This is a genomic window from Actinophytocola sp. NPDC049390 (assembly GCF_044466355.1).
GTDB lineage: Bacteria > Actinomycetota > Actinomycetes > Mycobacteriales > Pseudonocardiaceae > Actinophytocola.
The window spans coordinates 1-26,307 of sequence record NZ_JBITMQ010000009.1 but is presented as its reverse complement, the minus strand read 5'-3'; the positions used below and the strand labels follow the sequence as shown (position 1 = coordinate 26,307).

The window sequence follows — 26,307 nt, the reverse complement described above, 5'->3', positions numbered from 1 at the left end:
GAGAAAGTGAACGCACAGGCGCTCGCCGCGTCGTTCGACAGCCCGACGGGCTTCGCGGCGGTGATGAAGGGGATGTTCAGCAGCGGCAAGGCGAAGAAGGCCCACGCCGTGTGGACTTCCGCGCAGCGCAAGGGGGTTCACGCCGCCGTAGAGCTGCGGTTCGCGACGCACGAGTCGTTCGGCTACGCCGTGATGGCGTTCGCCTCGGACGGTCCGCTCGACGTGCCCACCCGGGAACACCTCGCCGCGCAAGCGGACCGGTTCCCGCTCGGTGTGCTCCGGTACGAGTCCATGTCGTACACGTCGCTCATGCCGTTGCACCGGCACCCGCGCTCGTACGACCGGAACGCCCACACTGTCGAAGCCCTCGGCGAACCGCATCCCGGTGTGCACGTGTTCGTCGCGGTGACGAGCCCGAAGGGGCCGGGCCGGCCGTACGTCGCGCACTGCGTCGTCGACGGCAGGGACTGGATCTACCCGATCCCCGGCGACCGGGTGCGCTGACGTGGCCGTCGACCGCCGCCAGGGTTTCGGGTTGGCCACCGCGAGGTAACCGAGGGGGATGTCGGTGAGTTCTCCGGAGAACACGTCCGAGTCCCGTGACCAGAAGCTCGCGCGCAACGTGAGCGAGCTACTGCAGGAGCTGCGTGTCGCGCAGGCGGGCGTGCAGTTCCTCTTCGGCTTCCTGCTGGCGGTGGCGTTCACCGAACACTACGCACGGGCGTCCGGGTTCGAGCAGGCCGTGCACCTGACCGCGGTCGTGTTCGCGACGGCTGCGGTCGCGCTGCTGACCGCGCCGGCCGCGTGGCACCGGCTGCTGTTCCGGCAGGGGGAGCGCCCGCGCATTCTGCGGGTCGCGAACGGGCTGACGGTCGCCGGTCTCGCGTGCCTCGCGGTCGCGATGGCGGCGACCGTCCTGCTGCTGTTCAAGGTCGTCGCGGGCCCGACGGTCGCCACGGTGTTCACCGTGCTGGTCGCGCTGATGTTCCTGGTGCTGTGGTTCCTGATGCCGTTGCGCATCCGGCGCAACGGCAACGACGGGGACCACTAGGTCATCATGTCGTCGTACCACTCGCTGATCGAGTCGCGGTCGACGTCGGGGGCGTCTTCGAGGGTGTCGAACAGGCCCGTCGCGTCGCCGTCCTCGTCCTCGTGCGGTTCGTAGTCGGAGGAACCGTCGGTGCTGCCCTCGTCCTCGCCGTCCGGCATGGGCACGTCGGTGTCGCTGCCCGCGTCCTCGTCGCTACCCGGGTCCTCTTCGCTGCCGTCCGGCGCGGGAACGGCCTCGGGCGTCTCACCGCTGCCCGCGTTGTCCTCGTCGTCGCCGTAGGGCTCGTACCCGTTGTCGGTGTCGTCGCCCTCGCCGGTGTCGCTGCCGGGGTCCTCGGTCTCGCCGGTGTCGGTGGGGTCGGCCGGGTCGGACTGGTCCGGCACGTCGTCGGTGTCGGCGGGCCCCGGCGACGGCTGCGGCTCGGGCGCGGGCTCCTCGGTGGCGGGCTGGGCGGCGCCGCCCTGACCGTGCTCGTTCCAGGTGCCCTGGCCTGACGGGTCGCTGTAGGCGTCCTCGGCGACCCCGTCGTCGTCCATGTCGAGCAGCGCGGTGTCGGCGACCCCGTCACCGTCGGAGTCCCACATGACGTCGTCGACACGCCCGTCGCCGTCGAAGTCCAGCGCGACGCCGTCGGCGACACCGTCACCGTCCACGTCGACGTTCGCCTCCGAGTGGTGGACGTTCGGCGCGCTCTCTCCGGTGCCGAAGCTGTACTCGATGTCGGACATGTACTCCCCCGGGGGCCTCTGGTCAGGATCTCGGAACGTAGATGCACGAGCCGCCGCGGCGGTTCCGCCCGGAGTCTGCCAGGTTTGCCCACCGCCCGACGAAGGATTGTTCCGGCACACGGGAAGGAGGTGGCGGCCGCCCCAAAACGACCGCCACCTCCCAAAACGGACAGGACCGTTCACCAGGGTGCCACCACGTCACCCGGAACAGCCGGTGCCCGCGCCTGGGCCCCCAGTTGTCCACAACCGCCCCGGTTGTCCACAGCTGACCGCTCGCACCCCCAGAACGTCACCCCCCACCGGTACGCTGGCAAGGCGGGTGGCCCCCGGGATCGGGTGGGGGTTGAGGTTACGTACTGGGCGCGATGTTTTCGCAGGTCATCGTGGTTGTCGGTGTCCGGTTGGGCTGGTCACGCGGCCTGCAGGTGGTCGGATCCCGCGAGCCGCCTGGCCACCGCGATCACGGCGTACGCGGGCGGCAGCACCCGCGCCGGTGCCGGCCGTTCGATCCACCGCCACACCAGCCCCGTCGTCAGCGTGGGGCTCGCCGGGACCACCACGTAACTGCCGCGCGGCGCCACCGTCACCCCCATGTGGGACAGGTCGGCCGTGGTGTTCGCGCGCAGCCGGTCGACCGGCTGCGTCAGGAAGGTCCACCGCCCGCCCTCCGGGTTGGTCGTGACGGGGCCCGACTGCATCGCTATCGCCAGCTGGGCCTGCACACGCCTGCCCAGGCCCACGGGCATCGTCACCGCCTCGACGGTCTGACCGATCGCCACGATGAGCAGTCTGTTGCCCACCTGTACAGAGACCGGCCACCCGAGTAACTCTTCGTATTCGGCGCGGCCGTGGGCGAGTTCTCGTAGCCACGCCGGCGCCGGCCGGTTCGTGATCGAGATTGTCATGATGTTCCCCGTTTTTTATGTCGCACCGGGTGAAACCGGCACGCACTCAGGCTTTCACGGCGCGGACGACCGCCACTGGAATCGGCATGGAATGCGCAACCGGGAAATGCGCCGCGACGCCCCTCCTGACCTGGTCCGTACGTCGTGTCGTACATCACAATTACAAAACCAACCGGCCGGTATGTCAATACCGACCGGCCGGTTTTATTAGAGAACTTCGGTCAGTGAGCGAAAGAGGTGTTCAGGTCACCGAACGTCAGCGCGGCGTCCGATTTGTCGTACGTCCCGTCGCCCAGGATTTCCGCCGCGGCCGCCGCGACGAGCGAGTACGCCGCCACCGCGTGCGCGGGCCCGACGCTCACCCGCCGCACCCCCAACTCGGCGAGCGCCGCCACCGGCGGTGCGCCAGGCCCGGCCATCACGTTCACCGGCGCCGGGATCCGCGACACCAGTTCCGCGATCACGTCCGGGTCGTGCACGCCCGGCACGAACACCCCGTCCGCGCCCGCGTCCACGTACGCCTTCGCCCGCGCGACCGTCTCGTCCACCCCGCCGACCGCGAGCAGGAACGTGTCGATCCGCGCGTTCACGAACAGGTCCCCGCCCGCCGCCCTGGCCGCCGCGATCCGCTCCGGCGCCGCGACCGTCCCGTCCTCGATGCTGATCCCCACGACGCCCGCGTCCCGCATCCGCCGCACCGTCCCGGCCACGTCGCCGTAGCCGCTCTCGACATCGGCGGTCACCGGCACGTCGACCGCACGCACGATCCGCGCGACCGCGGCCACGGCGTCGTCCACACCGAGCCGGTCCCCGTCCGGCACGCCGAGACTCCACGCGACCCCGGCGCTGGTCGTGGCGACGGCCTCGGCGCCGGCCCGCTCGACGAGCCGCGCGCTGGCGGCGTCCCAGGCGTTGGGGAGGACGAGGGGCGCACCGGTCAAATGGCGTTCACGAAAGGTCATGACACGTACCCCACCAGCACGCCCGCCGCGGTTCCGGCCGTTTTCGGACACGACCACGTCGATGTCCGAAAACGGCCAGCGACCACGCACGCGAGCGGGCACGGTGGTCCCATGCGCACGCACACCGTCATGGACAGTCCCGTCGGCCCGCTCACGCTCGTGGCGAGCGACGGAGTCCTGTGCGGCCTGTACATGGACGAGCAGCGGCACCGCCCGGCGGAGGAGATCTTCGGACCGCGCGACGACCGCAACTCGCATGATGTGATCGAGCAGCTGATCGCGTACTTCGAGGGCGACCTGACGGAGTTCGACGTACCGTTCGCCATGCACGGCACGGAGTTCCAGAGTCTCGTGTGGACAGAGCTGACGAAGATCCCGTACGGCGAGACCACCACGTACGGCGAACTGGCCGAGCGCCTCGGCCGGCCGTCGGCGGCCCGCGCGGTCGGTCTCGCGAACGGCAAGAACCCGATCAGCATCATCGTCCCGTGTCACCGCGTCATCGGCTCGACGGGCAACCTCACCGGCTACGGCGGCGGCCTGCCCCGCAAGCGCTACCTGCTCGCGTTCGAAAAAGGCACCCCGGTCCTGCTGTAGGCCCGGAGTTGTCCACAGGTGGGTTGGTTGTCCACAGCTGACCGCTCGCGCCCTGGTTCTGTCGGTGGGTACCGGTAGACTGGCATGGCGGGTGGCCCCCGGGATCGGGTGGGGGTTGAGGTTACGTACTGGGGGCTTGTTTTCGCTGGTCAGCGGGGGGTTTGGGTGCTGTCGTGCGCGGGGTGGTGTCCTTGCCGGACGGGCTGATCGCGGGGACGGTAGGCAGGCCGTCTTTGTGGGCTTGCGCCCGGTCTGCACGGGGCTGGTGCCCGGCCTGCTACAGGTACTGCCCGGTGCCGCGAATGCCCGGCGCGTCCGGCATCTCGCCGCCACCGGCGCCCGGGGGCAGTCCGCGCCGCATCTGCTCCAGTTGCACCCGCGCCGCCATCTGCTGCGCGAACAGCGCCGTCTGGATCCCGTGGAACAGGCCCTCCAGCCAGCCGACGAGCTGGGCCTGCGCGATCCGCAGCTCGGCGTCCGACGGCGTGTTCTCCTCGGTGAAGGGCAGCGACAGCCGCTCCAGCTCCTCGCGGAGCTCGGGCGCGAGCCCGTCCTCCAGCTCGGCGATGGACCGCTTGTGGATCTCCCGCAAACGATTGCGTGACGCCTCGTCCAGCGGTGCCGCCCGCACCTCCTCCAGGAGCTGCTTGATCATCGTGCCGATGCGCATGACCTTGGCGGGCTGCTCGACCATGTCGCCGACCTGCTCGGTGTTCTCGCCGTCCTTCAGCGAGGCGGCACCGACCGGGGCGCCGTCCGGGCCCATCACGACCACGTGCTGCGGCTGCTCGTTCTCCTGGCCAGGGTTCATCTGCACGGGTCCGAGGGTAGCCGTCTTCGCGACCCCGCAAACGACGGCCCCGCGCGCCTCCGTACGGTGTTGAGCCATGGCGTTCGACGTCGCTGCGATTCGGGGTTGGTTTCCCGCGTTGGGTGATGGCTGGATCCACCTGGACGCCCCGGCAGGCATGCAGGTGCCCGAGCAGGTCGCCACGGCCGTCTCCACCGCACTACGCGCGCCGGTGTCCGGGCCGGGCGGAGTGTTCCCGGCGTCCCAGCGCGCGGAGGCCATCGTCGACGCCGCCCGCCGCGCCATCGCCGACCTCGTCGGCTGCGACCCGGCAGGCGTCGTGCTCGGCCCCAACCCGGCCGTGCTGCTGCAGCGGCTCGCCGAGGCCGTCGGCGGCGGCTGGGTCATCGGTGACGAGGTGGCGCTGTCCCGCCTCGACCACCAGCAGAACATCGCGCCGTGGCTGCGGGTCGCGCAGCGGGCCGGTGCGACCGTGCGGTGGGCCGAGATCGACATCGAGACGTGCGAACTGCCCGCCTGGCAGTACGAAAGCCTGATCACGCACCGCACGAAGGTCGTGGCCGTGACCGCCGCGTCCGGTGTCGTCGGCACCCGGCCGGACCTCGACAAGATCACCGCGCTCGCCCGCGAGACGGGGTCGCTGGTCGTCGTGGACGCGTCCTCCGCCGCCCCGTTCGTGCCCCTGGACATCAAGGCGCTGGGCGCCGACGTGATCGCCGTGAACGCGACCGCGTGGGGCGGGCCCGCGGTGGGCGCGCTCGCGTTCGCCGACCCGTCGCTGCTGGACCGGCTGCCCGCGTCGGCGCTGGGCCCGAACCAGACCGGGCCGGGCCGCATGGAGCTGGGACAGCACGCGTATCCGCTGCTCGCAGGCCTCGTCGCGTCCGTCGACTACCTCGCGAGCCTCGACGACGCCGCGACCGGCAGCCGCCGCGACCGGCTGCAGACCTCGATCGGTTCCGCGAAGTCCTACCAGGCCGGCATGCTCGGCAAGCTGATCTCCGAGCTGCGCGGCCTGCTGTACGTGACGGTCATCGGCGACGCCATGCGCCGCGTCCCCGCGCTGGCGTTCACGGTCGCCGACGTCAAGGCGTCCACCGCGGTCGCACACCTGGCCGACCGCGGCATCTGCGCGTTCTCCGACGACGTGCCGAGCGGCGTGTTCGCCGCGCTGGGTGTGGCCGAGGTCGGCGGCGCGGTCCGCATCGGCCTCGCGCACTACACGACGTCGGCCGAGATCGACGCGCTCGTCGAGGCCGTCGCCGCGCTGACGTCGATCAGCTAGGCATCCTCAGCAGCAGCTTGCCGAGCACGCCGCCCTCCTCGAGCTTGCGGTGCGCCTCGGCGGCCTGCTCGACCGGCAGCACCTCGTGCGTGATCGGCCGGACCTCACCCGCCTCGACGAGCGGCCACACCTTCTCGGTCACCTCACGGCAGATCGCGGTCTTCTCGGCGACCGGCCGGTACCGCAGCGACGTCGCGGTGACCGTGCCGTTCTTCGCCAGCAGCTTGCCGATGTTCAGCTCGCCCTTGACCCCGCCCTGCATGCCGATCACGACGAGCCTGCCGAGCCGCGCGAGCACGTCCACGTTGCGCGGCAGGTACTTCGCGCCCATGTTGTCGAGCACGACGTCCGCGCCACGGCCCTCCGTCGCGTCCCGGACCGCCTCGACGAAGTCCTGCTCGCGGTAGTTCACCAGGATGTCCGCGCCCAGCTCCGCGCACCGCGCCAGCCGCTCGGCCGAGCCGGCGGTCACCGCGACCCGCGCGCCGAGCGCCTTGGCGATCTGGATGGCGTGGGTGCCGATGCCGCTCGCGCCGCCGTGCACCAGCAGCGTCTCGCCTGCCGCGAGACCGGCGAGCATGACCACGTTGGACCACACGGTGGCCGCGACCTCGGGCAGCCCCGCCGCGGTCACCACGTCCACAGTGGAGGGAAGCGGCATGACCTGACCGGCTGGCACCACGACCTTGGTCGCGTAACCGCCGCCGGCCAGCAGCGCGCACACCTCCTCGCCGACCGCGAAGCCGGTGACGTCCTCGCCGAGCGCGGCGACCGTGCCCGCGCACTCCAGACCCGGCACGTCGGTGACGCCGCGCGGCGGCGCGTAGTTGCCCTGGCGCTGCAGCAGGTCGGCGCGGTTGACGGCGGCGGCGGCGACATCCAGCACAACCTCGCCTGGTCCGGGCTGCGGATCCGGTTGCTCCGTCCAGGCCAGAACTTCCGGACCACCCGGTCGCGTGATCGTGATCGCGTGCATGGAGAAACGGTAATCCGCGGCGCATAACAGTCCGTGTGCGGGTCTTGACCAGTACGGAGTTCCCGACAAAGCTGCGCACGCCGGGCGCGGCGATCGAGATCGGGACGATCCAGGCACCGGCGCCTGAGCCGTAGACGAGAGGAACGTTCCATGCCGTCCCGCAAGACGACATTCCGCACCGGGGTCGCGCTACTCGCGGCCGCCACCAGCGTCGGCCTCGCGGCCATCCCCGCGGCGGCTGCCCCCCGTGCCGCGTCCCCGATCCCGGACGGGCCCGCGCTGGCCCGTCAGCTGGTCAAGAAGGTCGACGTGGCGAACACCAACCGCCACCTGATCGCCATGCAGCGGCTCGCCGACCGCAACGACGGCAACCGCGCGGCCGGTACCGCGGGGCACGAGGCGTCGGCCGAGTACATCGCCACGAAGCTCGAAGCGGCGGGGTACACGGTCGAGCGGCAGGAGTTCCCGTTCGTGTACGACGAGACCCGCGGTGCGTCGCTCACCGTGGCCGGCACGGACATGCCCGTCATCCGCATGAGCTACAGCGAGTCGACGCCGGCAGGCGGCGTCACGAGCACGCTGCACGTGGTGCCGTCGGACGCGACACCGGGCTGCGAGGCGGCCGACTACGCGGGCGCCGAGGGCAAGGTCGCGCTGGTCAGCCGCGGTGCGTGCACGTTCGGTGCGAAGGCGCTGGCGGCCGGTGAGGCCGGTGCCGTCGCGGTCCTCGTGTACAACAACGCGGCGGGCACCCTGAACGGCACGCTGGGCGCGCCGGTGCCGGGCAGCGCGCCGGCGGGTGGTCTCACGGCCGCGCAGGGCGCGGAGCTGGCCACGCAGAACGGTGCCGCGGTCACCATCGACCTGCAGGGCTTCATGGAGGACCGCGTCTCGTACAACGTGATCGCGGAGACCCAGACGGGCCGGCACAACAACGTCGTCATGGCAGGTGCGCACCTCGACAGCGTCGCCGTCGGCCCGGGCATCAACGACAACGCCACCGGTTCCGCGGCGCTGCTGGAGACCGCGCTGAAGCTCGGCAGTTCGCCGAGGGTCAACAACGCCGTGCGGTTCGCGTGGTGGAGCGCGGAGGAGCTCGGCCTGGTCGGGTCGGAGTACTACGTGCAGAACCTCGACTTCGAGGAGCAGCTGAACATCGCGTTGTACCTGAACTTCGACATGATCGGCTCCCCGAACGCCGGCTACTTCACCTTCGACGGTGACGACTCCGACGGTGTCGGCGCCGGCCCCGGCCCGTACGGCTCGGCGCAGATCGAGCAGGCGTTCGTCGACTACTTCGAGTACACCGGCATCGAGGTCGAGGGCCGCGACTTCGACGGCCGCTCGGACTACGGCGAGTTCATCCTCAACGGCATCCCGGCGGGCGGCCTGTTCACCGGCGCCGAGATGGTGAAGACCGAGGCCCAGGCCGACAAGTGGGGCGGCATCGCGGGCGAGGCCTTCGACCAGTGCTACCACCAGGCCTGCGACAACCTGGGCAACGTCGACCGGGTGGCGCTGGACCGCAACTCGGACGCCATCGCCTTCGTACTGGGCTCGTACGCGATCTCGACGGAGGACATCAACGGCGTCCCGCCGCGCGCGACCCGCGCCAAGACCCGCGCGGCCGCGGCCCGCACCGCGGCCACCTCGGTCGCGACGGCGGCCCCGGACGACCACCACGGCGTCCTCATCTAGTACCGGAACCCGACGAGGGCCGCACTCCGAAGTACGGGGTGCGGCCCTCGTCGTTTCGAGCACCTGGGCGCGGCGCTCATCCGGCGACCGCACCCAGGCTTGTCGAAGTTCTGTGGTGGCCCACTCGCGTCCAGACTGGCGTGGATCCACACCGGACAGCGCCGGAATGCTGCCCAGACGGTGGGATCAACAACGTCGAGGCGCGCGGGAGGTGCGTTGTGCGCACTCGAGCGCCCGAACTCTGGCGCTGCTCCGCAATCGCGACCGAGCCGATGCCTGTCAGCTCACCCGCGGGGTCACAGCGAGCTGCGGCCCACCACGCCTGTCACCAGACATTGCCATGGCACCACCTGCCCTTTCCCGACGGGCCCATGCTCGGCCGGTCGTACCTCCAGCATGCACCCGTGTGTCCCGTGTCACAACCCCAGGCAGGGGTCCTGAACTGGTGAAACTGATCGTCACTGTCCGAAACAGACAGTGACCACCCGCGAGCCCCGGAAGCCCCGGAAACCGTCCCCGACGGGCCCGCTACCCTGCAAGCAGGGAGGCGTGGCAGAGCGGCCGAATGCACCTGTCTTGAAAACAGGAGTCCTTCACGGGACCGGGGGTTCAAATCCCTCCGCCTCCGCTCTCTGACCGGCGGGAACTGGGTGAAGTGCGGCGAACTGCAACATCGTCGTGCGGCACCCGTCTCATTTGCAGTCTCATCCGGCATGCTGCCTGTGGTCGCGTCGGCTCAGGCTTCCTTGCTTAAGAGGTGTGCGTGGAGTGACCCAACGAGGCGTTATCAGTTGCTCCGTCCCGACTGCCGGGTTGTCAGACCCGTGCGCCAAATGCTCGTCGACCAGGACCCGCGCACCGTCGCCCGCGTGACGGTCTACGACCCCGGCCTGGACCTTGGCACGAGCCACTCCGCACACGTCCTGGTGACGACACGGGCGGCCTCGACGAGCGACCCGGTCCACTCCCGCCTACAGGCCGCGGCGTACCGTCGAGAGATCACCGCCGTGAAGCACATCGGCCTGTTCGGCGCGCTCCGGTGCAGGTGAACCGCACAACGCGATGGATTCAACGGCGTCCTGTTCCTGAACGAGGATGGCACCATTTCCGAAATCGCCACGTCGAACGTCGGATTTGTGCGCAAAGGAAGCATTGTGTGGTCGCGCTCGGAATGGTTGATCGGCGGCATCGCGATGACGCTGCCGAACCACGCACTCGACGAGCCGATTCACTCCGAACCGCTCACCCTGAAGGGCCTTCGCGACCAACGCGGCGAGTGGCATCCGCCTCGGTGGCGTCCGTGGACAACCACTCGTGGCCCGGCGCTGAAGCAGCTGCGCGAGCTGTACGCGAACATCCCGCCTAGCAGATCTGATCGACTGTCATCTTCCATAGTGGTGGTACGGGTGCTCTCAGAGCGCAACCGGCAGAAGGCGTTCGCCGTGGAGACACTGCTGCCGCCAAGGCGACTTCATCGCTTGTCCCGACGGCGGTCCGGGGGCACCAAGATCTCAGCGGTCGAAGGTGCCCCGACGCGGGTAGACGTATCGCACAATCAGCAGGAGGGCAGCTGCCAGGATGCCTGTCGCCGAGATCAGCGCCGTCGGAACTGAACCAGTAGCGATGGCAACCACGCACACAGCCGCCAAGCTGGCGATCAGCGCCAAGCTCACCCACAAGAGGGCATCACGCTGCAACCGCTGGTCAGGAACCACGCGGTAGAGCGGTTGATCAGATGGCACCTCGCGCTCTTCGATCTCATGCGGGACTTGTGGGTTCCGTGTGCCCGGTCTTGACTCGGGCGGCTGCGCGGACCTCCGCTTCCGTGCTACTGATTGGTTCGTCTTCTCGGGCAACGTCACGGTCGGGCTTCCCTCTCGGGGATGACTGGTACTCCGCCAGTCCTTGGATACGAAGTTGTCCCAGCTTCGGGTGCCGCTACTGGGCCAAGCAGTTGACTACGACGTGTGTGCCATCAGTAGGGTCACACTCTCGTGCACGTTGGGCTACTCAGGTGACGCGTCGACGGTCGGCAGCAGAGGAGCCGCACATTATGCGTGGTGCATCATCCTGAACGTCACTCGATTTGGTATCGATAGGCGTATGTCACACGCATCCTGGCCTGTTTCGTGCCACACTGTACGGGTAACAAGATCACTCTGACGTCGCAATGGTCAGGCCACCGCTCGGAGGTAGGTCGGATCGGCGTCACGCGGCGAGAGGAATGCGGCATGGAAGCCTCGGTTGACCGTCCGACCGGCACTCGCGGTACAGCCCCGCCGCCGAGGGAGTCGAACGATAGTCACCGATCCAAGCCAGGTCGCCTCAGTGTGAACGTCACCCCCGCAACTCAGGCGGCGCTGGACCGCCTGGTTGAGCGTGAAGGTGTCACAGTGACCGAGGCTCTTCGTCGCCTTATCGGCTATGGCGACCTGGTGTACGAGACCACCCAGGTCAACGGCGACGACTTGCTCATCCGTCGTGGCGACACGACTGAGCGCATCGTCTTGATATAGAGATCTCACGCTTGCCCCGTCTCCTCGCCGTTCAGCAGTGACTGTTGGTCAGTCGTTGGTGAACGCGAGCCACGGTGAGAACTTCCTCAACACCAAGAGGGCCAGGCGTTCCCGCCACGATCGAGAGCAGTGTCCGACGTGGAGTTCTGTGCCGCCCTCGTCGCCGGCGGGTGTGATTGGCACGTACGCCCTCGTACCATTTGGCCCACTCGCGGACCATCCATAAGAGGAGTGCTATGCCGCCAAGCAGACCCACGGCACATGCCGCTTGAGGTGACGAAAGCAGTGCCGCACACGCGGCGCTGGCGACAACCAGACGCTTCCGCTGTGGCCAAAGGGATGGATCAGGGGTGTCGTCGTAGTCGAGGTCGTAATCCGTGAGGTAGACCGTCAGGCGGTCGAACCTGCGCTCCGCACGCAGGGCGCTCACTTTGCCCCACTCGTGAAAGATCACTGGTCGGCGGAGGTCGCAGATGGTCTGTTGCCAGTCAGCTGGCTCATGCCCCAGACGTCTGTCTGCAGTCTCTATGCTCATAGTGGCTCCTCGTCGCAACTGGCATGCCGAGGGGCTTGTGCGCTGGCTCCCTGCTCGCAACAGGGAGCCAGCCACCCCAGAGACAGATGATCTGTCGTTGATGTAACTATGACACGACGATCATGTGCACATCGCGCGTATAACGACCACATCGACAACTGGTCCGTCTAGCGCGACGAACGGTCTTGACATGCGTCAAGGGGGGGAAACTCATCCGGCAGAAGTGTGCGCACTTCGCCGATTTCACTCGTTAGAACGTGCACAGGGGGTGCACACGTTCGGCGTGTCTACTTGCATAGGTCGCAGCAGTGAGCTATGCAGCTCGCTGCGCCGTGGGCGTCGCTGGCAACTGGAGCTGGACTGGGGGCTTGTGCCCGCGCACTTGCTGCGTGCGGAGGATGCGGTCTACCGGGACTACGCGGCGGGAGTCAGACCGGATGGCCGTCACGAACCCAACAGACCGACGAACACAGGCAGAGTTGGCCAGGCTGGCCGTGGCATTGGGATGTGGCCGACGTTGCCGGGCAGGCAGGCGGCTATCTCGATCATCGATCGCTTCGACCAGGAGGGTCGGGTCGCACACAGATCCCGCAGCTTGTGGCTAGGCGAGACTGACACCACATGGCATACCCATTACGAGGGTTCGCCGACGAGCACCAGCCGCTTTGGTTGGGAGGCAACCCGGCTGATCGCAGCCCTCACAATCGAGGGCGCTGTCACAATCGCTACCGGGCCACACGGACTGCGTTACGTGATCGACACCTTGCGTGACAACGCCATGCCGGTCAGCCCAAAGGGAACGCGCTCGTGTTGCAGCGTCTCAAGCGGTCGTTGTTCTCGGCCAGCGTGACTCCGGGTGGGAGAACGCGCTGGCCGCGACGCTTGAGTTCACGTTCCGAAACCCAATGTTTTGGAAGACCGCTGAACATTCAGGGACCAACTGGACAGTGCTGCTCGGCGAGCCGCTTGAGACGCTTGCGGCGCAGGCCTCCGCCAAGTTGGAGGAGATGAGACCGGCGAGGACCAACGGTCGCTGCGGTCCTGCGCAGCGTGCTCTGGGCGCGGTCGCGTTAGCCGCCAACCCGGAGATGCTGGCGAAAGATCATGCACTTCCCAAACCGGACGCGGTGGTGGCGGACAGAAGGTGAAGGTCTCGGCAGCCGACCCGCCGCGTCTGCTGGCCGAGATGCCGCGTGACCAGCACGTGATCGTGTCCCCTATGACACATCGCAGGCAGTGCCGTCGCCGTCTCGGTCAAGGCCGGCGCGGTAGCCAGGCTCTCCGCGGTGGAGGGGCGCTGCGCCAGCCGCTCGGGCTGCGTCGCAGTTCTTGTAGTAGACGTCGGCGGGTTCCGCTGGTGGCGGCTCGACAGGCGGGGGTTGTACCGGTGGAGGTTTCGGTGCTGGCGGCTGGACGGGCACGACGGGTTCGGTCGGCGGCGGGGGCGGCGGGGTGGTGGTTGTCGTCGTCGTTGTGGTGGTCGTGGTGGGTGCTGGCGTGGTCGTCGTGGTGGGTTCGGGTTCGGGTGGGGGGCTCGGGTTGGTGCCGGAGTCGGTGTCGGCGCACGCGGTCAGTGCGGCGAGGAGAACAGCGGCGAGCAATGCGCGCTTCATGCTGGTGACTCGCCACGCCGAGCCGTCACGTTAGCCATTGGCCAGTTGTTGTCATGTCCGGTCCAATGGTCGCGACCCAGGGCGCCGTCCGCTCGCTCTCAGGCGTGATTGGAGCGCTCCCGTTTCCTGGTTCGAATCCTGATCATCTCCTCCTTGTCCTGCAACAGGGTGCTCGTCCTGGGGCTGGATGAGTTCGGACAATCGCGGTACGGTTGGGAGCGCTCCCAGACGTTGTCCACCCTGCCCCAGGAGCCGAAAATGTCGCGACGGCGTAGTCGCCCGGCCGTGTTGGCCTGCTTGCTTGTTCTTGCCCTGTCCGCGTTGTTGGCGCCGTCAGCGGCCGCCGACAGACCCCGGCACCGGTCCGTGCCGCTTGCCGAGTTGACCGTGGTGTCCGAGCAGGTGGCGTCCGGCCTGCGGCGGCCGATCGCCCTCACCGGGTTGCCGGACGGCCGGATGTTGATCGCGGAGAAGAACGGGACCGTGCGTGCCTACCACCCCGACACCGGGCTGGCGGCGGAACCTGTGCTCGACCTGACCGACCGGATCGACACCTCGGACAACGAGCGCGGTCTTCTCGGCATCACGCCGGCGCCGAACTTCGCGTGGACCGGGATCCTCTACGTCTCCTACACGAGCCTGCCCGCCGGCGCGTTGACCCTGGCGCGTGTGCCCCTGGGCGCTCCCGACCAGGCGCAGGTGCTGCTCACCCAGGAGCACGCCGAGTACGGCAACCACAACGGTGGGCAGGTGGCGTTCGGTCGCGACGGCTACCTCTACTGGTCGACCGGCGACGGCGGGCACGCGAACGACCCCTTCAAGTCCGGCCAGGACCTCGGCACTCTGCTCGGCAAGATCGTGCGGATCGACGTCAACCGCACGTGTGGCACCAAGCCCTACTGCGTGCCGTACGGCAACCCGTTCGTCGGCGTGCCGGGGGCGCGGCCGGAGATCTGGCTGTACGGCCTGCGCAACCCGTGGCGGTTCACCGTCGACCCGGTCGACGGCTCGTTGTGGATCGGGGACGTCGGGCAGGGGCTCGTCGAGGAGATCAACCACATCCGGCCGTGGCAGGGTGGGGCGAACCTCGGCTGGTCCTGCCGGGAGGGCGCCCCGGTGTTCGACCCGGAGCAGTGCCGGCCCGGCGTGCGGTACACCGATCCGGTCTTCGCGTACGACCACTACAACGACAACTGCTCGGTGACCGGCGGCGTGGTGTACCGAGGCTCGCGGACCCCGGAGGCGTGGGGGACCTACGTCGCGGGCGACTACTGCTCGACCCGTGCGTTCGCCGTGCGGCCCAAGCCCCGGGGCGGCTACGACACCGCGGTGATCGGCAACTTCCCGATCCAGCCGACCGCGATCGACGTCGACGTGCACGGGGAGCTGTACGTGCTCAGCGACCTTCCGGGGTGGCTGAGCCGGGTTCGGTTCGAGCGCGTGCCGCCGGCGTGAAACAACGGCGGCTGGGTGGTCAAGAGTCACCCAGCCGCCGCAGTCTCGGCCGAATCACGTCGTCGACACAGGCGAGTGAATCGGCCCGTGTCCTCCCTCCGCAGGTTTGTAAGAAATTCCCCTGCTGATCGATACGTCTTGTGGACACGCCACGTTCGGCGTGCGCACACGGAGGAGGACGCTTGAGATTCCGACTACGTGCGGCTCTGGGGGCCGCGTTGGCCGTCTGTCTCGTTGCCGGTGGGATGGCTGCCACCACGGTGCCGGCGGCGGCCGTCTCGTACACCTCGATCCAGCCTGGCTCATGGGCCACGATCGACTCGTCGTCTGTCGGTGACACCATCACCGTCGGCGACGCTCTCGTCGGCGCGTACCGGGACAGTCAAGGCAAGCACCACCTGACCAAGTCCTACTTCACCTTCGATCTGACCACGTTCCGCGGCGCTGAGATCGTCACCGCCGAGTTCGTCGCCCCACAGGTCGCCGCCGCTGACTGCGGCGCCGGGCTCGCGGTCGAGCTGTGGCGGACCGCGCCCGCGGCCGCGCCGAGCTGGGCCGAGCAGCCTGCCGAACTCGCCCGCTTCGCCACGCCGAACCAGCTCGGTTGCCCGACCGGCCAACTCGGCTGGGATGTCGCCGCCACCGTCGCCGCCGCGGTGGCCGACGGCAGGGAGTCGATGACGCTCGCGCTGCGGGTCAGCGAAGCCCGCCAGGGCGACGTCGCGTACGGCCGCACCTTCTCCAACGCTCCGTACCTGCGGTTGAGCCACAACACCGCGCCGAACCCGCCGACGGAACTCGCGGTGGGCTACCGCATGTGCGAGGCCGCTGCCGTGGGCGTCGCACCCGACCAGGACGGGTTGACGGTCCGGGGCCTGGCGAGTGACCCGGACGGCAACGACGGCCTCACCACCCGAGTCGAGGTCTGGGACACCGCGAACCCGGCCGACGTGTACGTCGCCGAGCCCGGTGTCTACGGCGGCGTGTTCAACGCCGTGTTCCCGTTGTCGCGGATCGCCGAAGGCCATACCTACGGGTGGCGGGCCCGTACCGTGGACGGCGACGGTGCGACCTCGGCGTGGTCGAGTACATGTGAGTTCACCGTCGACCAGACCAGGCCCTCGGTTCCGCCGACCGTCACCTCGGATCACTTCGTGGAGAACAGCGGACCGCCCGGGGTGACCGGCCCGGGCACGTTCACGTTCACCGCGAACGGGGTCGCGGACGTCGTCGCGTTCCGGTGGCACGGCATCGGGATCTCCCGCGGCGTCGTCTCGGCCGACCGGCCGGGCGGGTCGGCGACCGTGAGCGTGATGCCGACCATCGACGGGCAGGAGAGTCTCACCGTGGTCAGCCTCGACGCCGCCGGGAACGCGTCCGACGCGCGGATCTACCAGTTCTGGGCGGCCACCAACGCGCCGACGATGTCGCTTGCCGGGCCGTACTACTACGGCGAGCGAGTACCGGTGACGCTGACTGCGCGACAGCAAGGCGCGGAGTACTTCGTCTACGCGTTCGAAGGCGATCCGAGCGGGGTGGAGCGCGGCGTGTATGTCGGCCCGGACGGCACGGCCACCGTGTACATCACGATGCCCAGGTCCGGGCAGACGGCCTACGACTTCCAGGTGTGGACAGTCGCCGACGGCATGCGGTCTGTGGTTGCCCACTCGACGGTCGACATCAACGACGCGAGCCCACGAGTCTCGGTGAGCCCAGGCACGATGCCGGTCGGCGGGTCGGCCACGGTCATCATCGAACCCGACGACGCGATGGGCACTGACGTCGTGTCCTACACGTGGCGCGTCGACGACGGGGGCTGGACCTCCGTGGTGCCCAGCGAGGACGGCACGGTCGTAGGAACGATCACACTGACCGAGCCCGGTGGCCACACGGTGAGCGCGTACGGCAACTACGCGAACGGCGGATTTTCCGGCACTCGCACCGTGAGCGTCCTGGTGGAGTAGAGCTTCACGACACGGCGGGTGGGCGAGCAGTTGTCCACCCGCCGCATCGTGAACCATTCGGAGAGACCACGAAACAGGTGCGACTTGACAGCGGATGGACAATAAAAAATCGGCGTGCTCTCCGAAATTGTGTGGAGAACTCGCCGAACCTGGAACCAGATTAAGCGCTGTGAGGGGCTCGTGTCAAGTCAGGGGTACGAAGAGGAATTGCGGTCCGAGCAGGGCTACGTGGCCGGGCTCTACGAGCGGCTCGACGCCGAGCGGGTGCGGGCGAAGGAGCAGTTCAGGGCCGCTTTGCGGTACGACGGCGGGTCGCCGATGGACCAGGACGACAAGGTGCGCGCCACGGCGCGGGAGGTGCGGCGGCTCGACGTCGCGGACCACGGGTTGTGTTTCGGGCGGCTCGACGCCATTTCCGGGGAACATTCCTACGTCGGGCGCATCGGGCTTTTCGACGAGGAGAACGATTACGAACCGGTTCTGTTGGATTGGCGGGCGCCCGCCGCGCGGCCGTTCTACACCGCGACCGGCGCGAACCCGGAGGGGATGCGCAGGCGCCGGCAGTTCCTGACGCGGGGGCGGCGGGTGGCCGAGTTCACCGACGAGGTGTTCGGGCGGCCCTCCGACGACGTGCGGGGGGACACGGCGCTGCTCGCGGCCGTCAACGCCCCGCGCGGCGAGGGCATGCGGGACATCGTCGCCACGATCCAGGCCGAGCAGGACGAGATCATCCGGCTCGAGCACCCCGGTGTGCTGGTGATCGAGGGCGGCCCCGGCACCGGCAAGACTGTGGTCGCGCTGCACCGCGTCGCCTACCTGCTCTACACGCAGCGGGAACGCATGGAGCGGCACGGTGTGCTCGTCGTGGGACCGAACCCGGCGTTCATCAACCACATCAGCCGTGTGCTGCCGTCGCTCGGGGAGTCCGACGTCGTGTTCATGACGCCCGGCGAGCTGGTGCCGGGGCGCAGCGTCACCACTGAGGACGACGAGGGCGCCGCCCGTCTCAAGGGGTCGCTGAAGATCCTCGACGTGCTCAAGGCCGCGATCGCCGGCCGGCAGCGGTTGCCGGAGCAGCCGGTGGAGCTCGGCCTGCGGGAGACCCCGTTGCGCATCGACGCCGCGACCGCCGAGTGGGCCCGTGAGGAGGCGCGGGCGAGCGGGCTGCCGCACAACGAGGCACGCGCGACGTTCGTCGAGATCATCACGTACGTGCTCACCGAACGGGCGCTCGGCCGGATCGGTCGCGGGTGGCTGACCAGGGACGACAAGCAGGCATGGGAGCGGCTGCGGGCGGAGCTGGTCAAGGAGCTGGAGGAGGACGACCGCTTCACCGCGACCATCGACGAGCTCTGGCCGATCCTGACCCCGGAGTCGCTGCTGGCGTCGCTGTACGAGTCCGAGGAACAGCTGACGGCCGCGGGCGGGGACCCGGTGCTCCACCGCGTCGACGGCGCCGCCTGGACGGTGTCGGACGTGCCGTTGCTGGACGAGCTGGTGGACCTGCTCGGCCCGGACAAGCCCGCCGACGACACGGCCGCGCGGGAACGCAAGGCCCAGGCCGAGTACGCCGCCCGGGTGCTGGACAGCCTCGTCGGCCGCGCGGACTCGATGGACGACGAGGACCACCTGTACGCCACGGACCTCCTCTACGCCGAGGACCTGGCCGAGCGGTTCGTCGAGACCGACACCCGTGACCTGGCCGAACGTGCCGCCGCGGACCGGGACTGGACGTACCGGCACGTGGTGGTCGACGAGGCGCAGGAGCTGTCCGAAATGGACTGGCGGGTGCTGATGCGGCGCTGCCCCGGCCGGTCGTTCACGGTGGTCGGCGACCTCGCACAGCGCAGGTCACCGGCCGGTGCGACGTCGTGGGCCGCGATGCTCGACCGGTACGTGCCGGGCCGCTGGGTGTACCGGTCGCTGACGGTGAACTACCGCACCCCCGCGGAGATCATGGCCGTCGCGGCGGCCCTGCTCGCCCGGTTCGCGCCCGACGTGCAGGCGCCGGAGTCGGTGCGTGCGACCGGGGTGCGGCCGTGGGCGCGGCGGGTCGGCGACGACGACCTGCCCGCCGCCATCGACGAGTTCGTGCGGGACGAGGCGGGCCGGGAGGGCACGAGTGTCGTGATCGGGCCGCCCGGGGTGCCCGGCACGGTGCCCGCATCGGAGACGAAGGGGCTGGAGTTCGACGCCGTCCTGGTCGTCGACCCGGACCGGATCCTCGCCGAGGGGCCGCGGGGCGCGGCCGAGTTGTACGTGGCGCTCACCCGTGCCACGCAGCGGCTCGGCGTCGTGCACCGGGGGCCGTTGCCGCGGGCACTGTCCGGGCTCGCCGAAGGCACCCGGCGGTCGGCGTAGCCGAGGTGGCCGGTCCTCGCCCGAGGACCGGCCACCTCAGTGCTCGGGGTGGCCCAGGTGGTCCAGCACGCGTTCGAAGATCTCCGCCAGCGTCACCTGGTCGGTGGGCGTGAGCAGGTCCACCAGGTGGGCGCGGACCCCGGCGACGTGCGTGGGCGCGGTCTCCCGCAGGCGTTCGCGGCCCGCCTCGGTGATCTCCGCGAACACGCCGCGGGCGTCGTCCCCGCACTCGACGCGCTGGACCAGGCCCGTGGTCTCCATGCGGCCGATCTGGTGGGACAGCCTGCTCTTCGACGACGCGACCTCACCGGCGAGGTGCGCCATCCGCATCCGGCCACCGTCGTGTTCGGACAGTCGAACCAGGACCTCGTAGTCCGCGAGCGCCAGCCCGTGGCGTTCCTGCAGCTCTCTGTTGAGTTGCTTGCGCAACAACTCGCTGCCGATCACGTACGCGCGCCATGCCCGCATCTCGCTGTCGTCCAGCCAGCGCGGCTCTTCTGCTGTCGCGGTCACATCCACCAGATTAGATCCTCCTCCTTTCGGCGCTGGCAGACACCGGTCCCGTTGTGCAGACTGCCCACCGCGTGCCCGGCGGGGATACCGGGCGCCTGGACGGAGGATCATGAGGGCATTCACCACGCTGACCGCCGCCGCGGCCGCCGCGCTCACGTGCGCCGGGCTGGCCGCCGGACCGGCGGCCGCCGCGCCCAGCACCACCACGGACGTTCGGCTGATCACGTTCAACGACTTCCACGGCAACCTGCAGCCGCCCGCCGGGTCGTCCGGCCGCGTCACGCTGCCCGACGGCACGACCGTCGACGCGGGCGGCGCCGCCTACCTGGCCACGCACGTCAAGCGGTTGCGCGGCGAGGTCGACAACTCGGTCGTGCTGTCCGCGGGCGACAACGTCGGCGCGTCACCGCTCGACTCGGCGCTGTTCCACGACGAGCCGACCATGGCGCTGCTCAACGAGATCGGCGTCGAGGCCTCCGTCATCGGCAACCACGAGCTGGACGAGGGCTACGAGGAACTGCTGCGCATGCAGGTCGGCGGCTGCCACCCCGACGACGGCTGCCAGTTCCGGGACAGCTACCCGGGCGCGGAGTTCCCGATCCTCGGCGGCAACGTCTACTTCGACAACGGCGTGAACGCCGCGCTGCCGTTCACCGTCACCGTCTCCGGCGGCGTGCCGATCGGCGTCATCGGGGTGACGTTGGAGGACCTGCCGCTGGTCGTGACGCCGGAGGCCGTCGAGGGCCTGGAGTTCGGTGACGAGGTCGAGGCCATCAACTCCTCGTCACGTCTCCTGGACCGGCTGGGCATCAGGACGCAGGTCGTGCTCGTGCACCAGGGCGACAACACCGAGGGCGGCGGCCCGGACGACTGCCGAACCGTGCCCGGCCCGGCCACCGCGATCGCGCGGGCCGCGTCCCCGTCGGTCGACGTCGTGTTCACCGGCCACAGCCACCAGCAGTACAACTGCACCGTGACCGACCCGGCCGGCGAGCCGCGCACGCTCGTCCAGGGCGCGTCGTTCGGGCGGCTGCTGTCCGTCGTCGACCTGAAGATCGACAAGCGGACCCGGGACGTCGTCCGCGCGGCGACCACGGCGCACAACGAGATCGTGACCCGCACGGTCACGCCGGACCCGGCGATCCAGGCGCTGGTCGACGAGGCGAAGACCAAGGCGGCGCCGATCGCCAACGAGCAGGTCGGCACGATCACCGCGGACCTGGTGCGTGCCGCGCCGGAGTCCGGTGAGTCGCCGCTCGGTGACGTGATCGCCGACGCGCAGCTCGCCGCGACGGCGTCGAACGACGCGCGGATCGCGGTCACCAACCCGGGCGGTATCCGCACCGACCTCACCCACGCCGGCTCGTCCGCGGGTGAGGGCGACGGCGTGGTCACCTACGGCGAGGCGTTCGCGGTGCAGCCGTTCGGCAACATCATGCAGACGATGACGCTGACCGGTGCGCAGCTGAAGACCGTGCTCGAGCAGCAGTGGCAGCCGAAGCCGGACGGCACCGTGCAGGTGCGGATGCTGCAGATCTCCTCGACGCTGCACTACTCGTGGTCGCGGTCGGCGCCGGTCGGGTCGAAGGTCTCGGACATCGCGGTCGCGGGCGAACCGGTCACGCCGGACGCCACCTACCGGGTCTCGGTGAACAACTTCCTCGCCGCAGGCGGCGACGGGTTCGCCGAGTTCACGAACGGCACCGACATCGCGGGCGGGCCGGTCGACCTGGACGCGTTCACCGCCTACCTGGCAGCGAACCCGAACATCGCGCCCCCGGCGGCGGACCGCGTCACGGTCCTGCCCTGACCCCACGACGTGGCCCGCGGTCGACGTGACCGCGGGCCACGAGGTCACGGCTTGCGGTAGACGGAGATGTGCAGTTCGGACTTCGGGCCGAACGTGCCGCCCTTCCAGTCGCCCCAGCGGTGTTCCCGTTCCAGGCCCGCCAGCCGCGCCATCAGGTCCATCTCGTGGTGGGTGACCTGCCGTCCGCCGATCGGGTAGAACGTCGTGCCTGACGGCGTGACGACCATCCACTGGCCCCGGTAGTTGCCGGTCACCGGGTCGACCTTGCCGCCCGCCAGCGTGACCTGGTCGGCCTCCACCTCCACCACGGACAGCTTGCCCTCGTCCGTCGACGGCTTGAGCACCGCGGTCTCCAGCACGAACCGGCCGCCCGGCCGCAGGTGCCTCGCCGCGTTGCGGAACAGCGCGACCTGCTCCTCCTGCGTCTCCAGCACGAAGATCGAGTTGAACGCGATGAAGGCGACGGCGAACTCGCGTCCCAGCGTCACGGTCGTCATGTCCGCCTCGACGACCGTCACCGCCGACTGCTTCTCCCGCAGCTTCGCCAGCATCTCGGGGCTGACGTCCACCCCGACGACCTCGACGCCGCGTTCGGCCAGCGGCACCGCGAGCCGGCCCGTGCCCACGCCGAACTCCAGCGCGGGCCCGTCGGCCGCGAAGCCGGCGAGCGCCGCCACGGCGCCCTCGTCGTCCATCAACCCCTTGTGCCACTCGTCGTACCTGTCCGCCCAGCGCGCCCCGTACAGGCGCGGATCGAAAGTAGCCATGCCGACCAACGTGACAGCCCGCCATGACCGTGCCAACGTTTTCGGTCCAGAACGAAACCGTTACGCCTGTATTGGTAACGGTTTGAGCGTCGATTCAGAGCGTCCCTGATTGTTAGGCTTGCTCACCTTCATGCGACTGGGGAATCGGGGTGTGAGATTTCGTGAGCTCACGCGTTCTCCCTGAAGACGCGGCCGAGTCCAGGACGAGGCCGTTCGAGCAGGTGTACCGCGACCACGCAGCACGCGTGTACCGGTACTGCCTCTCGCAGGTGAGTGACCGGGGTGACGCGGAGGACCTGGCGGCGGACGTGTTCGCGGCCGCGTTCCACGCTTACGCCGGCGCGGACGTGCCACCGGAGGCGGAGCCGTCGTGGCTGTTGCGGATCGCCCGCAACGCCGTGATCGACTACCGGCGCAAGCACTCCAGGCGGTCCGCGCTGGTGGCGCGTTTCCTCGGCGGGCAGACGGAGGCCGACCCGAGGGTCGACGTGGAAGGCGAGGTCGTGGTGCGGGACGAGGTGCGTCAGGTGCTCGCCGCCATGGCCCACCTGTCCGACAAGGACCGGATGGTGCTCGGTCTGCGCATCGCGGCGGGCCTGTCCTACGCCGAGGTCGGCGCGGTCATGGGCCTGACCGACCACGCGGCGACGATGGCGTGCAAACGGGCACTGGTCCGGCTGCGGCGCCACATGGGGGTGTCCGCATGAGCGACGAGCAGCGCCTTCAGGAACTCTTCGCCGAGGTCGAGGCACCGCCCGGGCTCGACCGGTGGCGGGAGCGCATCGCCGACGTGCACGTCGAGCACGAGCACACCGAGCACGACGGCGGGACGGTCACCGAGCTGCGGCCCCGCAAGCACAAGGCCCGATCGCTCGCCGTCGCCGCGGCCGTGGTGGGGATCGTCGGCCTCGGCTGTGTCGTGGTCATGGGCAGGTTGCTCGAGGACGCGCCGTCCAGCGACCCCACGATGATCATCGACGGGCCGGACCGCACGACCAGCCCGGCCCGGACGACCTCTCCCACCAGCCCTTCGAGCAGCCCGTCGACCATCCCCAACACCACCGGGCCGACGGGCCGCTGACCGTCAGACGGCGACCGCTTCGGCAGGCTCCTCGACGCCGAGCGCCGTCAGCAGCCGGTCGAGCACGTCCTCCGGGGTCGCGTTGTGCGGCAGTCCACGCAGGTCGACGAGCTGCCTGCCGGTCTGCGAGACGAGTTGGCGCAGGTTGTCGGCCACGGTGGCGCGCCCACGCAACGGGGCGATGGGGGTGGGCGTGCCGAGGCGCGCGGCGTGCTCGAACGCGGCGCGGTCGGCGCCGCTCAGCCGCAGCGCGTCGGCCAGCAGACGCACCGAGTCGCGCCGCGGTCGGCTGACCCGGCCGCGCTCCAGGTTCTGGATGCTGCGCGGGCTCAGCCCCGACCGTTCGGCGAGCTCCTCCTGCGTCAGGTTCGCCACCTGCCGCCACCCGCGCACCATCCCCGCGAAGGTCTCGCCCACCACGTACCCACCCATAGCGCCCTCCGATCTCCTTCTTGTACGGGAAGACGCGCGACGCGACGAAACCTCACACGTTGGGTCGACCAGTGCGTGTCCATCCGGCAAACGGGTGAACTTCCATGGTCATTTCTGGGTTAGGGTGCGCCGCGTGCGCAAGTTGCAGATCAGCCGCCGCGCCGTGCTGGCCGGCGCCACCGCCACCGCCGCGGCGGCCGTCGTCGCGTTCGACCCCGCCAACCTCGGCTGGCTGACCGAAGCAGAAGCCGAGACCCAGCCCGCCGCCATCCGCGTGCCGGGCCTGGACGGCGAACTGGTCGTCGACGAGGAGTCCCGCACCGAGGCCGCCGACGACTACGGCCACATCGTGCACCGCATGCCGGTCGCCGTGCTGCGCCCGGGCTCGGTCAGAGACATCGCCACGGTCATCCGGTTCGCGAACAAGCACGGGCTGAAGGTCTCGACCCGCGGCCAGGGCCACTCGACGTTCGGTCAGGCCCAGGCAGGCGACGGCATCGTCATCGACTCGCGCACCCTGGCCACCATCCACCGCGTCGGCACCGGCCACGCGGTCGTCGACGCGGGCGTGCAGTGGCTGGACCTGATCAAGGCCACCCTCGCGCAGGGCCAGACCCCACCGGTGGCCACCGACTACCTCGGACTGTCGATCGGCGGCACCCTGTCCCTGGGCGGCATCGGCGGCGCCACGTCCCACCACGGCCTGCTGGTCGACAACGTCCTGGCGCTGGAGGTCGTGACGGGCACCGGCGAGATCGTGCGGTGCACCCCGTCCATCCGACCCGACCTCTTCCACGCCGTGCTCGGCGGCCTGGGCCAGTTCGCGGTGATCGCACGGGCCACGGTCCGCCTCATCCCGGCGCCGACGACGGCCCGCGTGTACCACCTGTCGTACCCGGACCTGCCGTCCATGACCGCCGCCCAGCGCACGGCCCTCGCCGACCGCCGCTTCAGCTACCTGGAAGGCCAGCTCACCCCGACGGAGAACGGGTGGACGTACCTGCTCGAGGGCGTGCAGTACTACACCCCACCGTCCGAACCGGACGACGAGGCGCTCATCGCCGACCTGGCCCCGGCCAGTACCGAGATCACGGACATGCCGTACTTCGCCTGGCTCAACCGGATCTACGACCTCGTCCAGCAGCTGATGGCCCTGCGCCTCCCCGGCCCGTGGATCAACGTCTTCATCCCCGACGAGGCGACCGACGCCTACGTCACCGAGATCCTGGCCGAAACGACCCCGGCCGACGCCGGTGGCGTCGTCCTGTTGTACCCGGTGCCGAACGAACGGATCAGGCAGCCGTTCGTCCGGCTTCCCGACAGCCCGGTGGTGTTCCTGCTCGCGTTCCTGCGCGCGGTCAACCCACCCGACGAGGCCGAGACCCAGCGACTGATCGCCGTCAACCGCTCGCAGTACGACCGCGTCGTCGCGGTCGGCGGCACCCACTACCCGGTGGGCGCGATCGAGCTGACGGAGGAGGACTGGAAGAAGCACTACGGGCCGGCCTGGTCCGCCTTCCGCGCCGCCAAACACACCTACGACCCGAACAACGTCCTCACCCCAGGCCACGCGATCTTCCGATAGCCCCCACGACCGCCGCACAGGCCCTGGGTAGCATGACTCCCGCGGGCCGTTAGCTCAATTGGTAGAGCTGCGGACTTTTAATCCGTAGGTTCTGGGTTCGAGCCCCAGGCGGCCCACGCTTGGCATGTTCGGCGCTTGCGCGCCTTCCCCATGCCTTTGTTCGTTGTGGGGGGCGACCCCCCACACCCCCACGGTGCGGTTGGTCCCTGACCCAGCGTGGTTGTGGTTCGTATTGTGGTACATCGCGTTCACCCTTTCGCCTGGTCGGCAAGGCCGTTCGCTACCGGAGGCTGCCGTTGAGGCGGCCTGTTGGGAGAGGACCCTTGTGTCTGACACGATTCCCGCTGTGGTCCACGACGATGTGGAGATCCTGTGGACCTATCACCGGCTGGGGCATGAGTTGCGGCATGTGGAAGTCGGCATTGGCCTCGGGAGTCATGACATCGGTGTCGCTGTGCGCACTGCTGAGCTGTACAGGCGGTGCCTGTTCTCGTTGATCGTGTTCACCGGTGCCAACGCGCCGACGACCATCGACCGTTTCCCGCGGGGTGAGGCGGTGCACTATCGCCTGGCTTCCGCAGCTGTTGTAGCGAGATAGTCCGTGAATCTGGGGGTTGACGTGCGGAAACGTGCCGTCGGTTGGTGGGACGGTGTGTATCTAG

Annotated in this window: 23 protein-coding genes, 2 tRNA genes and 1 pseudogene; 17 read left to right on the top strand and 9 right to left on the bottom strand. The window is 69.4% G+C overall.

Annotated features, from left to right (window positions below; all coding sequences use genetic code 11):
• Positions 1 to 6 precede the first annotated feature (6 nt).
• Complete coding sequence (locus ACIBVP_RS24465; protein ID WP_396108611.1) at positions 7 to 504, top strand: hypothetical protein; 498 nt, start codon at positions 7 to 9, stop codon at positions 502 to 504.
• Between the two features lie 64 nt (positions 505 to 568).
• The gene (locus ACIBVP_RS24460) at positions 569 to 1,051 is read left to right on the top strand and encodes a DUF6328 family protein (protein ID WP_396108610.1); all 483 of its coding nucleotides are present in this window, start codon (positions 569 to 571) and stop codon (positions 1,049 to 1,051) included.
• On the opposite strand, the gene ACIBVP_RS24455 is transcribed toward ACIBVP_RS24460, so the two are convergent.
• The 3 genes from ACIBVP_RS24455 to ACIBVP_RS24445 all read right to left on the bottom strand — a co-directional run bounded on the left by ACIBVP_RS24455 (position 1,048) and on the right by ACIBVP_RS24445 (position 3,646).
• The gene (locus ACIBVP_RS24455) at positions 1,048 to 1,779 is read right to left on the bottom strand and encodes a hypothetical protein (RefSeq protein ID WP_396108609.1); all 732 of its coding nucleotides are present in this window, start codon (positions 1,777 to 1,779) and stop codon (positions 1,048 to 1,050) included. The two genes, ACIBVP_RS24460 and ACIBVP_RS24455, sit on opposite strands and share 4 nt — an antisense overlap.
• 410 nt (positions 1,780 to 2,189) lie before the next feature.
• On the bottom strand, positions 2,190 to 2,558 hold the full coding sequence (locus ACIBVP_RS24450) for a bifunctional DNA primase/polymerase (RefSeq protein ID WP_396108608.1): 369 nt from the start codon (positions 2,556 to 2,558) through the stop codon (positions 2,190 to 2,192).
• 347 nt (positions 2,559 to 2,905) lie between these two features.
• Positions 2,906 to 3,646, bottom strand: coding sequence for an isocitrate lyase/phosphoenolpyruvate mutase family protein (locus tag ACIBVP_RS24445; protein ID WP_396108607.1), 741 nt, complete (start codon positions 3,644 to 3,646; stop codon positions 2,906 to 2,908).
• Between the two features lie 111 nt (positions 3,647 to 3,757).
• Between ACIBVP_RS24445 and ACIBVP_RS24440 the strand changes: the two genes are divergently transcribed.
• A complete protein-coding gene (locus tag ACIBVP_RS24440; RefSeq protein ID WP_396108606.1) occupies positions 3,758 to 4,243 on the top strand; it encodes a methylated-DNA--[protein]-cysteine S-methyltransferase in 486 nt (161 codons plus the stop codon).
• Between the two features lie 277 nt (positions 4,244 to 4,520).
• On the opposite strand, the gene ACIBVP_RS24435 is transcribed toward ACIBVP_RS24440, so the two are convergent.
• Positions 4,521 to 5,054 (bottom strand): bacterial proteasome activator family protein, encoded by a 534-nt coding sequence (locus ACIBVP_RS24435; RefSeq protein WP_396108956.1) that lies wholly within the window; start codon positions 5,052 to 5,054, stop codon positions 4,521 to 4,523.
• A gap of 76 nt (positions 5,055 to 5,130) precedes the next feature.
• On the opposite strand from ACIBVP_RS24435, the gene ACIBVP_RS24430 reads away from it, so the two are divergent.
• The gene (locus ACIBVP_RS24430) at positions 5,131 to 6,339 is read left to right on the top strand and encodes a cysteine desulfurase-like protein (RefSeq protein WP_396108605.1); all 1,209 of its coding nucleotides are present in this window, start codon (positions 5,131 to 5,133) and stop codon (positions 6,337 to 6,339) included.
• On the opposite strand, the gene ACIBVP_RS24425 is transcribed toward ACIBVP_RS24430, so the two are convergent.
• Positions 6,332 to 7,315 (bottom strand): NAD(P)H-quinone oxidoreductase, encoded by a 984-nt coding sequence (locus ACIBVP_RS24425; protein ID WP_396108604.1) that lies wholly within the window; start codon positions 7,313 to 7,315, stop codon positions 6,332 to 6,334. The two genes, ACIBVP_RS24430 and ACIBVP_RS24425, sit on opposite strands and share 8 nt — an antisense overlap.
• A 150-nt stretch (positions 7,316 to 7,465) precedes the next feature.
• Between ACIBVP_RS24425 and ACIBVP_RS24420 the strand changes: the two genes are divergently transcribed.
• The 4 genes from ACIBVP_RS24420 (at position 7,466) to ACIBVP_RS24405 (ending at position 11,529) form a co-directional block, all read left to right on the top strand.
• A complete protein-coding gene (locus ACIBVP_RS24420) occupies positions 7,466 to 9,013 on the top strand; it encodes a M28 family metallopeptidase (RefSeq protein WP_396108603.1) in 1,548 nt (515 codons plus the stop codon).
• 543 nt (positions 9,014 to 9,556) lie between these two features.
• Positions 9,557 to 9,641 (top strand) — tRNA-Ser (locus ACIBVP_RS24415).
• Positions 9,642 to 9,846: 205 nt separating this feature from the next.
• A complete protein-coding gene (locus ACIBVP_RS24410; protein WP_396108602.1) occupies positions 9,847 to 10,062 on the top strand; it encodes a hypothetical protein in 216 nt (71 codons plus the stop codon).
• A gap of 1,281 nt (positions 10,063 to 11,343) precedes the next feature.
• On the top strand, positions 11,344 to 11,529 hold the full coding sequence (locus tag ACIBVP_RS24405; RefSeq protein ID WP_396108601.1) for a hypothetical protein: 186 nt from the start codon (positions 11,344 to 11,346) through the stop codon (positions 11,527 to 11,529).
• A 1,752-nt stretch (positions 11,530 to 13,281) separates the two neighbouring features.
• Here the strand turns inward: ACIBVP_RS24405 and ACIBVP_RS24400 are convergent.
• Positions 13,282 to 13,677, bottom strand: a complete 396-nt coding sequence (locus ACIBVP_RS24400; RefSeq protein WP_396108600.1) for an excalibur calcium-binding domain-containing protein — start codon at positions 13,675 to 13,677, stop codon at positions 13,282 to 13,284.
• Between the two features lie 297 nt (positions 13,678 to 13,974).
• On the opposite strand from ACIBVP_RS24400, the gene ACIBVP_RS24395 reads away from it, so the two are divergent.
• The 3 genes from ACIBVP_RS24395 to helR all read left to right on the top strand — a co-directional run bounded on the left by ACIBVP_RS24395 (position 13,975) and on the right by helR (position 19,457).
• Positions 13,975 to 15,132 (top strand): PQQ-dependent sugar dehydrogenase, encoded by a 1,158-nt coding sequence (locus ACIBVP_RS24395; protein WP_396108599.1) that lies wholly within the window; start codon positions 13,975 to 13,977, stop codon positions 15,130 to 15,132.
• A gap of 245 nt (positions 15,133 to 15,377) precedes the next feature.
• Positions 15,378 to 17,096: a hypothetical protein gene (locus tag ACIBVP_RS24390; protein ID WP_396108598.1), complete on the top strand. Its 1,719-nt coding sequence runs from the start codon at positions 15,378 to 15,380 to the stop codon at positions 17,094 to 17,096.
• A gap of 180 nt (positions 17,097 to 17,276) precedes the next feature.
• Positions 17,277 to 19,457, top strand: coding sequence for an RNA polymerase recycling motor ATPase HelR (gene helR / locus ACIBVP_RS24385; RefSeq protein WP_396108597.1), 2,181 nt, complete (start codon positions 17,277 to 17,279; stop codon positions 19,455 to 19,457).
• A 36-nt stretch (positions 19,458 to 19,493) separates the two neighbouring features.
• On the opposite strand, the gene ACIBVP_RS24380 is transcribed toward helR, so the two are convergent.
• Positions 19,494 to 19,970: a MarR family winged helix-turn-helix transcriptional regulator gene (locus ACIBVP_RS24380; RefSeq protein ID WP_396108596.1), complete on the bottom strand. Its 477-nt coding sequence runs from the start codon at positions 19,968 to 19,970 to the stop codon at positions 19,494 to 19,496.
• A gap of 109 nt (positions 19,971 to 20,079) precedes the next feature.
• Between ACIBVP_RS24380 and ACIBVP_RS24375 the strand changes: the two genes are divergently transcribed.
• Positions 20,080 to 21,780, top strand: a complete 1,701-nt coding sequence (locus tag ACIBVP_RS24375; protein ID WP_396108594.1) for a bifunctional metallophosphatase/5'-nucleotidase — start codon at positions 20,080 to 20,082, stop codon at positions 21,778 to 21,780.
• A 44-nt stretch (positions 21,781 to 21,824) separates the two neighbouring features.
• Here ACIBVP_RS24375 and ACIBVP_RS24370 read toward each other — a convergent pair whose 3' ends face one another.
• The gene (locus ACIBVP_RS24370) at positions 21,825 to 22,547 is read right to left on the bottom strand and encodes a class I SAM-dependent methyltransferase (protein WP_396108593.1); all 723 of its coding nucleotides are present in this window, start codon (positions 22,545 to 22,547) and stop codon (positions 21,825 to 21,827) included.
• Between the two features lie 161 nt (positions 22,548 to 22,708).
• Here ACIBVP_RS24370 and ACIBVP_RS24365 point away from each other — a divergent pair, with 161 nt between their 5' ends.
• Together ACIBVP_RS24365 and ACIBVP_RS24360 are read left to right on the top strand one after the other, a co-directional pair.
• Positions 22,709 to 23,254, top strand: coding sequence for an RNA polymerase sigma factor (locus tag ACIBVP_RS24365; protein ID WP_396108592.1), 546 nt, complete (start codon positions 22,709 to 22,711; stop codon positions 23,252 to 23,254).
• Positions 23,251 to 23,628, top strand: a complete 378-nt coding sequence (locus ACIBVP_RS24360) for a hypothetical protein (RefSeq protein ID WP_396108591.1) — start codon at positions 23,251 to 23,253, stop codon at positions 23,626 to 23,628. Before ACIBVP_RS24365 ends, ACIBVP_RS24360 begins: the two co-directional genes overlap by 4 nt.
• Positions 23,629 to 23,631: 3 nt before the next feature.
• On the opposite strand, the gene ACIBVP_RS24355 is transcribed toward ACIBVP_RS24360, so the two are convergent.
• Positions 23,632 to 24,060 carry a helix-turn-helix domain-containing protein gene (locus ACIBVP_RS24355; protein WP_396108590.1) on the bottom strand — a complete coding sequence of 143 codons (429 nt, stop codon included), beginning with the start codon at positions 24,058 to 24,060 and terminating at the stop codon, positions 23,632 to 23,634.
• A 133-nt stretch (positions 24,061 to 24,193) separates the two neighbouring features.
• Here ACIBVP_RS24355 and ACIBVP_RS24350 point away from each other — a divergent pair, with 133 nt between their 5' ends.
• From ACIBVP_RS24350 to ACIBVP_RS24340, 3 genes and pseudogenes are all read left to right on the top strand, one after another.
• Complete coding sequence (locus ACIBVP_RS24350) at positions 24,194 to 25,645, top strand: FAD-binding protein (RefSeq protein ID WP_396108589.1); 1,452 nt, start codon at positions 24,194 to 24,196, stop codon at positions 25,643 to 25,645.
• Between the two features lie 43 nt (positions 25,646 to 25,688).
• Positions 25,689 to 25,761, top strand: a tRNA-Lys gene (locus ACIBVP_RS24345).
• A gap of 209 nt (positions 25,762 to 25,970) precedes the next feature.
• A pseudogene (locus ACIBVP_RS24340) lies at positions 25,971 to 26,213 on the top strand (YdcF family protein); the annotation flags it as partial.
• Positions 26,214 to 26,307: the final 94 nt, after the last annotated feature.